Raw genomic sequence first — 12,056 nt, 5'->3', positions numbered from 1 at the left:
ATTCTTCTTATTTTATTGTACGAAAATACCGTTTATATGGTTTCAAAAAGTTTGATATATAAATTGAATTAAAGACTTAAAGCTACCGCATCAACGGTTTTTCATAGAGTGAGTAATCTTCGGCTCCGGAAAACGACGCTTTCCAACGGCCCTGACCCATCTCCTCGAAAAAAAGAAGTTCGCTTTTTTTCTGCGGGATCTTCTCACTGGGACTGGAGCTTCGATTACTCGTCTGCCAAAAAACGTCGCTAGTTACTGCATACAATCATCATTTAATCATTTTTATAATGATTAATAAGAAAATGTAATTTATTATTTCAACTTATATAAATCAATAAAATATGCTAAAGCTTTCAAAAAAGCTTTAGCAATCATACTAGCGCTCTATATTTCACAGTATCCAGTTATTCCCTTCAAACTTTGTTCAGGTTTTGTGAAATAATTCACAAAATATATTTACATATAATGATATGAATGGTATTATAAAAGTGTAATAAAGGATATCCTATATAAATAAATGTGAAATACTGAACAAATATTAAATAAATATATTAAATAAAGGAGAGATTAACATGATGAACTTTTTAAGAACGAACAAATACATTGCGGGGCTTTGGGTAATCCTTCGACTGTATCTTGGGTTTAGATGGTTAACATCTGGCTGGGGCAAAGTTGTAGGTGGAGAATTTGATGCAGGTGGTTATTTACAAGGCGCTATTGCACAAGCATCTGGGGAAAACCCGGCTGTACAAGGCTGGTGGGCAGCATTTCTGGAAGCTGTAGCAATTCCGAATGCCGGACTATTCTCAATTGTTGTGATGTGGGGAGAGGTACTTGTTGGACTTGGACTTATTTTAGGCATTTTTACAAATCTTGCTGCACTGATGGGTGTTGTGATGAACTTCTCTTTCTTACTAAGTGGAACATTCTCTACCAATCCCCAGATGGCTATTTTAGGAATTTTCCTTGCTATCGCAGGTGCGAATGCTGGAAGATACGGTTTAGACCGCTGGGTAATGCCTTACCTTAAAGAAACCTGGAACCAGCGTGTAAGAAAAGGAAAACAGAAAGCATCTATGGCTGCCTGAAACAGCTATTAAATATTTAGATAAAAAACAGGAGAGCGAAATAACCAGTTCTCCTGTTTCTTTGAATCATTGCCAGAAGTGTCTTATTCCGCCGTTTTATTCTTTGAACATCCTCTTTTACAAACAACCCTTCTAAATCCTTTTCATGTTATTTACTGAAAAACTCCTGTATAATAGCTTAGGAATGACAAAATGAAAGAAGGATGTATATTATGTCCGTTCAAGTACAGACAGAATCGCGGAATGATAAGATTTTTTCGCGAGATTTTCTATATATTTGGGTAGCAAACTTTTTTATCTTCTTAGGCTTTCAAATGACTATCCCTACAATACCGCTATTTGTGAAAGATCTCGGTGGCAGTGATCAAATGGTTGGAGTGATTGTAGGAATTTTTACTTTTTCCGCTCTGCTGATACGACCTTACGCCGGTCATGCCTTAGAAAGTAAGGGAAGGGGATTTGTTTATTTAATTGGATTAGGAATTTTTGTCCTCTCTGTAGGGGCATTTGCATTTACAGCAAGTATTTTATTTTTAATTATTATCCGAATTATTCAAGGTGTTGGCTGGGGATTCTCAACCACAGCCGGAGGAACTATAGCAACAGATTTAATTCCGCCCAGAAAAAGAGGAGAGGGGATGGGCTATTTCGGTTTATCCGGAAATATCGCCTTATCCTTTGGTCCGAGCTTGGGTTTAACCCTCGTTGTACTTATTTCTTATCAGCAGCTGTTCCTATTGAGTGCACTATGTGGTGTGCTGGCATTTCTTTTTGCCATGCGCATACGCTATAAAAAAGTAGATCCGGCGCATCAAACGAGAGTAGCACGCTTTGATGTATTGGAAAAAAGTGCATTGCAGCCATCGATTTTACTATTTTTTATTACGTTTGCTTTTGGAGGAATATCTACTTTTCTGCCCCTGCACGCCATTGAAAGGGGCGTAGAGGGCATTCAGCTCTATTTCTTTATTTTTGCCGTATTTATTATGGTTTCCCGGCTGTTTTCGGGCAGACTGTATGATAGAAAAGGTCATAAATTGATTTTCCTGCCGGCTGTTTCGCTTGTATTAATCTCGATGATTCTGTTAGCGTGGCTGCCAAACATGACCGTTTTGTTAACGGCGGCAGCTTTGTTTGGGCTCGGATTTGGAGCTGTCCAGCCGGCATTACAGGCTTGGGCTGTTAATCGGGCACCAGCTGACCGTAAAGGGATGGCGAATGCTACATTTTTTTCCAGCTTTGACCTGGGAGTTGGTATTGGTGCAATTCTGTTTGGGCAAATTGCAGCCGCACTTAACTATACATCGATTTATTTAACAGCAGCAGTGTCCATCGCTATTTCGATGCTGATTTATGTATTTACTATCCTTGGAAAATCATCTGACAACGTAAAGGTGGGTTAACAGGTTTGAAGCAAATAAAGGATATCAATATTAAAAATGCGTTTCCTGATAATTTTTATCGTCGTGGTTTAACTTATTTTAAAAATAATAAAGTACATGATCTGATGTATGATTATAATCATGTAACGTGGTCGGCAACCGTACAAGGAACAGAGGATTATTTAGTAGAAGTAAATACAAAGGATTTGCAGCAAGGTTCTATTGATACCCATTGTGATTGTCCTGCATTTGAGGTGTATGGTTATTGCAAACATATTGTAGCGACCTTGCTGGCGATTCAAAGCTATGAAAAGCAGGATGTACAGCCTAAGGTCAATCATTATCGTCTGAACCGGTTTATGGAAGCTATTCGGGGGACGAGAAATGTAATGGAAAATCCTGCTTACCAGCAGCCGGTAAAAGTAGAGTATATTTTAAGCTGGTCTTATTTGAAGTATCTGCAAATAGAACTAAAAGTTGGCGAGAAGCATTGTTATGTTGTCAAAAATGCAACGGAATTCTTAGAAAATTATTTTAGAAAACGAGATCATTATTTCTCTAAAAAATTTATGTTTCAAGCGGAGAAGCATGTTATAGATGAAGCAGATCAGGAGATTTTGGAGTTATTGTATCAAGTAAGCAAAAGTGCGGAGATGTATGATTCCTATAGTTACGCGGGAAAGAACAGTGACAGATATCTTCTGATTCCGCCAGTACTTGCCAAAAATTTATTATATAAATTAATGAAGCGGGAGATCTCTGTGAAAACAGGTCGTGAGGAATACAATGCGGTACAAATTGTGGAGGGGGAGCTGCCTTTTCAATTTGACGTTATGAAAAATGAACAGCACATTTCCCTCAGCCTGCAGCAGGGAAATGTAATGACTTTCTTCCCAAACTATGATTTATTGTTTTTAGATGGTGTTTTTTACTTTCCTGGAAAAGAACAAATTCCCGTTTTAAAGGAATTAGAAATGTTTCGTTTAGAGAATATTTACTTTGATGTTCCTGTGGAGCAGACAGATACTTTTCTCTCTGAGATTATGCCTGCACTGGAAACAGTTGGTGAGGTGCAGCTGGATGAACGTATTGCTGAGGAAATTATTAAGGAGCCTTTAAAAGCAAGATGTTACTTGGAACTACGGGAAGACCTGATCATTGGGCGTTTGGAATATCATTATGGGACGCATGTAATTGATCCATTTCAAGGGAAAAAGGGTTCTGATGGAATGCTGATTCGTGATGTGGATAAGGAGCGTCTTATTATGCAGCATATCGAAGAAGCAAACTTCCGCTATAATGGCAGAGAACTTTATATGTCTGTGGATGAAGAGGATTTATATTATTTCCTCTATAAGATTTTACCTTCCTTGGATCAGGATGTGGAATTGTTTTTATCTACGGAGTTTAAGCGGCTGTTTTTTGATTACGAACCGCAGCCAAGCACTAGTGTGCGGATGGAAGGACAAAATAATTTATTAGAGATTGGTTTTTCTATTGATGGCGTAGATGATAATGAAATTAATCGAGTACTTCAGGCAGTGATTGAAAAAAAACGTTATTTCCGCTTGAATTCCGGACAGATGATGAATTTGGATACAGAAGAATTTGCTTCTATTCAAAGGTTTTTTGATGGATTAGGAATGGATAAGGATGCCGTACAGGATGGGCAGGTGCAAATGCCGGTATACCGCGGTGCCCAGCTGGATGAGCTGCTTGATACGAAAAAACAGTATGATTCGAATTTCAGGGATTTATTAAGTCACTTGAAGTCACCGGAGGAACAGGTATATGAGCTTCCTGATCGACTCCAAGCATCTCTTCGTACGTATCAAAAGGTCGGTTATCAATGGTTTAAATCATTAAGTCAGTATCAGCTTGGCGGTATTTTGGCAGATGATATGGGGCTGGGAAAGACATTACAAGCAATAGCTTATATTACTTCTGAATCGGAAGGTAATCCAGTTGGACCGCATCTGATCATTGTGCCGTCGTCTGTTGTGTATAATTGGAAAAGTGAGCTGGAGAAATTTGCACCTCATTTAACTGCTGTTATTTTAACGGGACAGCCGGCTGAGCGACATGAGCGTATGAAGGATTCCTTGAATAAGGATGTCTGGATTACCTCTTATACTACCATGCGTCAGGATATTGACTATTATCAGGATATAACGTTTCAAACATTATTATTAGATGAGGCGCAATATATCAAGAACTACCAGACAAAAACATCGAAAGCCATTCGCATGCTCCAGGCTACACGCCGATTTGCTTTAAGCGGCACACCGATTGAAAATTCTATTGAAGAACTATGGTCTATTTTTCAGGTCGTTTTGCCTGGTCTGATGCCGGATCAGAAAACATTTAAACAGCTTGATTCAGGAAAGGTGGCGGCTATTACAAAACCATTCATTTTACGGCGTCTGAAGCGGGATGTGTTAAAAGAGCTTCCAGATAAAATTGAGTCTGTGCATATTTCTGAATTAACGAGTGACCAGAAAGATTTATATGTCGGTTATCTCAGAAGGCTGCAGGAGGAAGCAGCTATATCTATGCAAGAAGATGCTTTCCAGCAAAATAGAATGAAAATTTTAGCCGGCTTGACAAGGCTGCGTCAGATTTGCTGTCATCCTTCAACATTTGTGGAGAACTATGAAGGGAAATCCGGTAAACTGGAGCAATTGATGGAAACAGTAGAAGCTGCTATCAATAATGGAAAGAGACTGCTTATTTTTTCCCAGTTCACCAGTATGTTAGAAATCATTCGCAAGCGATTAGAGTCAGCTGATTATGAGTATTTTTACTTGCATGGAGAAACGCCTTCCAAAAGTCGTGTTGAAATGAGCGAGCGATTTAATCATGGAGAAAAAGGAATATTCCTTATTTCTTTAAAAGCCGGAGGGACTGGTCTCAATCTGACTGGAGCAGATACCGTTATTTTATATGATTTATGGTGGAACCCGGCTGTAGAAGATCAGGCTGCCGGAAGAGCACATCGATTTGGTCAAAAAAATGTTGTACAGGTGATCCGTCTGGTAACAGAAGGAACGATTGAAGAAAAAATATACGAGCTGCAGCAGAAGAAGAGAGAATTAATTGATCAGGTTATTCAGCCGGGTGAAACAATGCTTTCTTCGTTAAGTGAGGAAGATATTAAAGAATTGTTGAGCCTGTAGAATACAGCTTACGCCTAATAAAAAGACGGTTCTATTCCGTCTTTTTATTAGGCGTTTTTACTGGTTTTCCAAACGGGAAAGCGCACTTTTTTAGAGGTGGGAGTTGTCACTGATTTAAAATAAACAGCTTTCTGGGTCTCCCTTTGGAATAGGGACTTTCCTTCCCCGAAACTTTAATAATATCGCCAGACAGCAATTTTTTCACCGTCCGCTCGGCACTGCGCTTGCTGACCTGATAAAAGTTAGCTATATCATTCGATGAAAACGGCTCATTATTTCGCTCGATGATAAATTGAATAAAAAGATAAGATAATTCATTGTTCAGACGAGCTTGATGAACAAGGGTATGAAACAATTTATTCGTGTCAATATTTTTACGCTGACCGAGGGGGCCAATTTTTTCTTGACATTCATTAACCAGATAGCTGAGGCTGTTTTGATTACTTCGACAAGCTTCCAGGGCTATATAAGCATTGTTTTGGGAGGAAAGCGGATTCAGGCCAAGTCCAAATGCCAGACCAACCGGGCCGCCGGCAAGCTCTTCTACCTCACGAAGAAGTGGAAAGTCACGATAGGATGATTGAATGGCTTTCATCAGCTTGCTTGTTCCAATGATAAAATAATGATTATCTTTACTTGGCAAAAGAATGGCATCATATTTTTGACAAAAATCACTTAAATATTTTCTGATTTCTGTATGTATTTGATGATGTATATGGATAGGAAGGCTTTCCTTTAAAAATAAAATGCCTGTGACGACAGGATTCGTTGAATAATTCTTTACTTCCAGTGTTTGTACAGCTTTTTTTAATGCCTGGAAAATGCACTTATCCGAAATTGAAATACAATGGACGGGTAATCCTTCCTGTAAGAGTTTATGATAAACATATCTTCTGGAAGTTAAAATCAAATCTGTTTTTTTCTCAAAAAAATTTCTCTTATGAAAATCAATCAGCTTCTGTACGTCTATAGGCTCTTGCTGGTTATAGCTGGTTGAAATCAATGCGTATTCTGTCACCGCTATGTCATGTGTGAAATCAGCCTGCTTCAGAGCTTCCGGATAATCAATGGAGATGCATTTTTTCTTAGACAGCTTTGCGTTGTGTAGAATAGATGATAGCATACTGTATTCATCATATTCGATATAAACCATCGTTTGTCTGTACTTTTGCTTTAAAGCTTCCTGATAAGAACAATGATCGGTAAAAAGGAGTACATCACACATCATAGCTCCCTCTATTCGCTCGACTGCATTGTATGGCTCAGGCAATATAAAAGGGAGAAATTCGATAGATGGGAACTGTTTGGCTATTTCTTGTACGCGGTGAACGATTGTTTTTTCTCCTAAAACTCCTAATTTAATATTCATTTGTTTCCCCCTTGCCCAACTGATCTGAAATAAAAGTACGTTGTTTTATTCTTTTAAATATTGATAGATACGGGCCCCCGCTGCCTGATGAAATTGCTGTCCTTCTCCATTATTCGTCCAGCCTTCTGTAAGCATAACAGCTTTGAGCAGCTTGTCAGCTGTTTGAAATATAGCAGCATCATGCTCCGCTCCAGTCAGTTCCCCTGTTTTATGAAACGTCCTGATAGTGGAGTCATAGGCAGAAAAGGCAGTCAGTTTACTGTTAAATTGCTGGTTTTCCAGGATAGTTAGAATCTGGTCTTGACGATACGTCGGCAGAATGTTATTTTGTTCTGTAAATAAATTAAGCAGAAGCATCACATCGTAGCAGGTTGTCCTGTTTTCCAGCCCAAGCTTCATTGCTTCTTCATCCATCAGCTTTCTCTCTAATTTCGTATTGTTACAATGAATCTTTTGAATAAATGCATGAATGTTATCCAGGCCAATGAAATCAATAAGTTCGTTTGTTGCCGTATTATCAGAGACAATAATCATTAATTCAAGCAGCTGTTGATATGTGTACGTCTGCTTACCGGACAAATAGGCGATCACTCCGGCACCGCCTGCTATATTGGAAGAAGGGATACATATCTGCTTTGACAAATCAAGATTTCCTCTCTCTTCCTCATAATAGGCAGCTGCGAGAATAAATAGTTTTATAATGCTGGCAGAACGAAGCTGTTCCTGTTCATTAAAAGCAATCTGATTTTCCCCGGATTGAATAAGGTAACAAACCTTGACTGGCGGTAATGGTTTTATGGAATACATCGCCTGCTTTAGAGGTTTTAGTGACAACGTTTCATCACCTCGCTTAAAAGTGGATTATCCTAATCTTATGGAATATTCAAAAAGTAGTCAAGTAATACTATAGATAATGAAAGTTGGCATAAAAATGAGAATATCGTATGTTTTTATATTGTCTGACATACAGTTATAAAAGGAGTGTTAAAATAACTGAATTTTTATATATTTAAAAATGTAATCGCTGCCTATATTGTGAATAATTTGACGCTTTTGCCAATAATATTGTAAACTTAACTTCAAGAACGATACTTTTTTGGAAAAAGGGGGACTTTTAGATGAAAAAGAAATGGTTAAGCCCACTGGCACTTATTTTGGCATTATTGTTACTATTGGCAGCCTGTGGGGGAGACGATAACGGTGGAGATGCTGGCGGCGATACCAGTACGGATCCGGAGATGATTCAGATTGCTACTGGTGGAACAAGTGGAACGTACTATCCGCTTGGAGGAGAGATGGCATCTATTATATCGGCAAATACAGATGTGTCAGCTGATGCAATATCCTCTAACGCTTCAGCAGAAAATGTGATGTCTATTGAAAATGGTGATATAGATGTTGCTTTTGTACAAACAGATGTAGTGGCACATGCCGTAGAAGGAATTAATGCTTTTGATGAGCCTGTTGAACATGTTTTAGCATTAGGCTCTTTATACCCTGAGACAGTTCAAATCGTAACGACAGAGGGCTCCGGGATTGAGTCTGTAGAAGATCTTGAAGGACGAACGGTTTCAGTTGGTGCTCCTGGTTCAGGGACATATATTAACGCAGAACAAATTTTGGAAGTCCATGGCATGACGATGGATGATATTAATGCTCAAAACCTGGATTTCGGTGAATCTACCGGTGGTATTCAAGATGGTAATATTGATGCAGCATTTATAACAGCGGGAACACCAACAGGTGCTGTAGAAGGCCTGTCTGCAACGGTGGATGTTGCTATTGTGCCGATTACTCAAGATAAGATTGATGAGCTTGTTGAGGCGTATCCTTACTATGCCTCTGACACGGTGGAGGAAGGTACCTATGGATTGAGTGAAGATGTAGAAACGGTTGCTGTCTTAGCAATGCTGGCAGTGAGCGATTCCTTATCTGAAGACCTTGTCTACGATATGACTAAGGCTCTTTATGAAAATGCAGAAGGAATGGCACATGAAAAAGCTTCCTTTATTAGGTTGGAAAATGCTTTAGATGGTATCGGAATTGATTTACATCCAGGTGCAGAAAAGTATTTTAATGAAGAAGGAATTGAATTGGAGAATTAATCTGAATAAGCCGGCTCCACTCTGGTATACAGGGATAGGCTGCCGGCTTTTTTTACACTGTAAGAAAATATAAAGAATGGAAGGAATAAAGTAGGGCGGACACGATATTCCAGTATCGACGCCCGCCACTTGACGTGACCGTACTTCGTCGATGAAAGTGTAACGAAGGCAATCCTGCGCCTTTCAGGCTCGGCTTGCCAAATTTTCTTTAGAAAAGGATATTGATAGAAGATGAGCGACGGGGAAAGAGATACATATCTTTTATTAATATTTGTTAATTGGGTGATACCGTGATGAAAAGGAAGAAGAGAATGGTTCTCTGCTTATTAATTATTATTGTATTAGTAGGGATTGGTGTGAATTATCCGATTCAGACAGCTTTAATTTTTCATGATGGTGAATCTGGAGAGTTAACGGCTTTTTTACCTTTAAATAAAAATGATTCCTTTTCGATCACCTTCACGCATTCCATTCATTTATCGGATGTTGTGGAGAAATATAGAGTGACAGATGATTTACAGATTGAGCAATACGAGATTATTTATGAGGAATTTGGAATCGGTATGCCCCATAATGCTTTAGAGAATGAAGAATTTATCTATGAGGATGGTAAATATCATATTAGAAATATGGAGCATCAGTTTGGATCATTAAATATACGTAATGGAGAAGTTGTGTCCAATCATCGCTTGGCCTGGGATAATATCGACAGTGCTCAGACATACTGTGAAGTGCCCTTTAACGATTACTTTGAGCCTGGTACCTGGTATAAAGTAGAAGTAGATTGGATCACATTACTAGATTATTGGGAAGGGGAGAGGATTCATGAGTGAGAAAAATAATGAAAATCTCTCAGAAAAAGAGCAACAGGAGCTATTAGAAAAATATGATACAGAATCGAAAACAAGAAATTTAAAAGGGATTATTGCGGGCGTTGTCTTTCTCCTGCTCATTGCGTTTTCGATCTTTCAATTGTATACCGGTATTTTTGGACAATTTACAGCTTATATTCAGCGTACCGTGCACTTAGGCTTTGCGCTTGCTCTGATATTTTTATTATTTCCGGCTGCACGCGGAATAAAAAAAGATACAGTTCCATGGTATGATTATGTATTAATGGTGCTGGCAATTGCTGTCTGTGGCTACTGGCCGGTATATTATGATACACTTGTACAGCAATTTGGCGGGATTTCACCGATGCAAATGGTTATTGGCGGGTTAGCTATTTTGCTTGTACTTGAAGCAGCCAGGCGGGCGGTTGGACTTCCAATCATAATTATCGCACTGTTGTTTCTCGGCTATGCGCTGTTCGGACCATATATGCCCGGAGCATTTGCACACAGAGGGTTATCACTTGAGCAGTTAATTCAATCGATGTTCTTTACAACAGAAGGGATATTGGGAACACCATTACAAGTATCGTCAACAATTATCTTCTTGTTCCTTTTATTTGGTGCTTTCTTAGTGCAGACGGGTATTGGAAATTATTTTAATGATTTAGCCATCTCCATTGCGGGAAAAAGAGTCGGTGGACCTGCAAAGGTAGCTATCTTCTCCAGTGCTTTAAATGGAACGATTTCCGGAAGCTCTGTGGCGAATACGGTAACAACTGGATCATATACGATTCCGATGATGAAAAAGCTCGGTTATCGAAAGAACTTTGCCGGTGCTGTTGAGGCAGCCGCTTCAACTGGCGGGCAGATCATGCCGCCGATTATGGGTGCAGCCGCCTTTTTAATGATTGAGTTTGCCGGGGAAAGCTATTGGAATATTGCCAAGGCCGCTATTATTCCTGCCATTCTCTACTTTTCCGGGATTTGGATCATGACACACTTTGAAGCAAAACGGACCGGTTTAATTGGATTGCCGGATGAAGAAATACCTAGTAAACGTGCCGTAATGAAAAAAATCCATTTATTATTACCAATCCTGGCAATCGTTTATTTCTTATTTGCCGGAATGAGTGTAGAGCGTGCTGCTGTGTACGGTATCTTGTCTATTGTTCTTGTCAGTCTATTTCGAAAGGATACCAGGATTACACCAACAAAGTTTCTTGTAGCATTGGAGCAAGGAGCCAGAACTGCACTTGGGGTTGCGGCAGCGACAGCCTGTGCCGGGATTATTGTCGGCGTAGTTACGAAAACGGGGCTTGGATTGAAGCTTGGTAACAGCTTGGTCTCTATTGCAGGTACCATTGCAAGCTCACCTGAAATTCAGTTAATGCTGACACTTGTGTTTACCATGATTACATCAATTATTCTGGGTATGGGCTCTCCAACAACAGCGAATTATATTATTACATCTACTATTGCTTTGCCGGCTATTGTTGCACTTAATGGTCAGTTAGATGTAGCTATACCAATCCTGGCTGCACACATGTTTGTGTTCTACTTCGGTATTGTTGCCGATATTACACCGCCAGTAGCATTAGCTGCCTTTGCAGCAAGCGGTATATCCGGCGGGGAACCGATTCGTACAGGAGCAAATGCAACCAGGCTGGCCATCGCTGCATTTATCATTCCATATATGTTTGTGTTAAACCCGACATTGTTAATGATTGATTCGACTGCTTTTGAAGTCATTATTTCATTGATTACAGCGATGCTGGGGATGATTGCAATTGGTGCCGGAATGATTGGCTATTGGTATCGACATGTGAAGTGGTATGAACGGATTATAGCAATTATTGCCGGACTGCTATTAATCTATCCAGAAGGGTATTCTGATACAATCGGCTTTGTTATATTTGCTATTATGTTTGTTATCCAGTATATGTCGAGGGATAAAACGGATCGAAACAGTAGAATGCAAGCGAGCTGATAAAGAATTTTCCGAAAGGAGCACTTATTATGTCACTTGATAATGAGCGCTTCTTTCTTTTTTTGTGCCTTTCCCGTTATAATAAAATAATGAGCTAAGAAAAGAGCAGGAGTGCA

At 39.4% G+C, this 12,056-nt stretch carries 8 protein-coding genes; 6 read left to right on the top strand and 2 right to left on the bottom strand.

Features of this window, described 5'->3' with window-relative positions:
• Window positions 1-572 precede the first annotated feature (572 nt).
• The 3 genes from FLK20_RS12800 (at window position 573) to FLK20_RS12790 (ending at window position 5,646) form a co-directional block, all read left to right on the top strand.
• Window positions 573-1,088 (top strand): DoxX family protein, encoded by a 516-nt coding sequence (locus FLK20_RS12800; protein ID WP_152656967.1) that lies wholly within the window; start codon window positions 573-575, stop codon window positions 1,086-1,088.
• Between the two features lie 212 nt (window positions 1,089-1,300).
• The gene (locus FLK20_RS12795; RefSeq protein WP_152656966.1) at window positions 1,301-2,491 is read left to right on the top strand and encodes an MFS transporter; all 1,191 of its coding nucleotides are present in this window, start codon (window positions 1,301-1,303) and stop codon (window positions 2,489-2,491) included.
• 5 nt (window positions 2,492-2,496) lie between these two features.
• Window positions 2,497-5,646 (top strand): DEAD/DEAH box helicase, encoded by a 3,150-nt coding sequence (locus FLK20_RS12790; protein ID WP_152656965.1) that lies wholly within the window; start codon window positions 2,497-2,499, stop codon window positions 5,644-5,646.
• A gap of 106 nt (window positions 5,647-5,752) precedes the next feature.
• On the opposite strand, the gene FLK20_RS12785 is transcribed toward FLK20_RS12790, so the two are convergent.
• Together FLK20_RS12785 and FLK20_RS12780 are read right to left on the bottom strand one after the other, a co-directional pair.
• Window positions 5,753-7,015 (bottom strand): hypothetical protein, encoded by a 1,263-nt coding sequence (locus FLK20_RS12785; RefSeq protein WP_152656964.1) that lies wholly within the window; start codon window positions 7,013-7,015, stop codon window positions 5,753-5,755.
• A gap of 45 nt (window positions 7,016-7,060) precedes the next feature.
• The gene (locus FLK20_RS12780; RefSeq protein WP_152656963.1) at window positions 7,061-7,849 is read right to left on the bottom strand and encodes a serine hydrolase; all 789 of its coding nucleotides are present in this window, start codon (window positions 7,847-7,849) and stop codon (window positions 7,061-7,063) included.
• Between the two features lie 284 nt (window positions 7,850-8,133).
• On the opposite strand from FLK20_RS12780, the gene FLK20_RS12775 reads away from it, so the two are divergent.
• From FLK20_RS12775 to FLK20_RS12765, 3 genes are all read left to right on the top strand, one after another.
• Window positions 8,134-9,120, top strand: coding sequence for a TAXI family TRAP transporter solute-binding subunit (locus FLK20_RS12775; protein ID WP_152656962.1), 987 nt, complete (start codon window positions 8,134-8,136; stop codon window positions 9,118-9,120).
• 293 nt (window positions 9,121-9,413) lie between these two features.
• The gene (locus tag FLK20_RS12770) at window positions 9,414-9,953 is read left to right on the top strand and encodes a DUF1850 domain-containing protein (RefSeq protein ID WP_152656961.1); all 540 of its coding nucleotides are present in this window, start codon (window positions 9,414-9,416) and stop codon (window positions 9,951-9,953) included.
• Window positions 9,946-11,940 carry a TRAP transporter permease gene (locus tag FLK20_RS12765; RefSeq protein WP_152656960.1) on the top strand — a complete coding sequence of 665 codons (1,995 nt, stop codon included), beginning with the start codon at window positions 9,946-9,948 and terminating at the stop codon, window positions 11,938-11,940. Before FLK20_RS12770 ends, FLK20_RS12765 begins: the two co-directional genes overlap by 8 nt.
• Window positions 11,941-12,056 lie beyond the last annotated feature (116 nt).

Origin of the sequence: Oceanobacillus sp. CFH 90083 (assembly GCF_009389585.1) — a bacterium.
GTDB lineage: Bacteria > Bacillota > Bacilli > Bacillales > Amphibacillaceae > Oceanobacillus.
The sequence above is the reverse complement of the archived record's forward strand: the minus strand, read 5'-3'. Positions and strand labels throughout refer to the sequence as shown.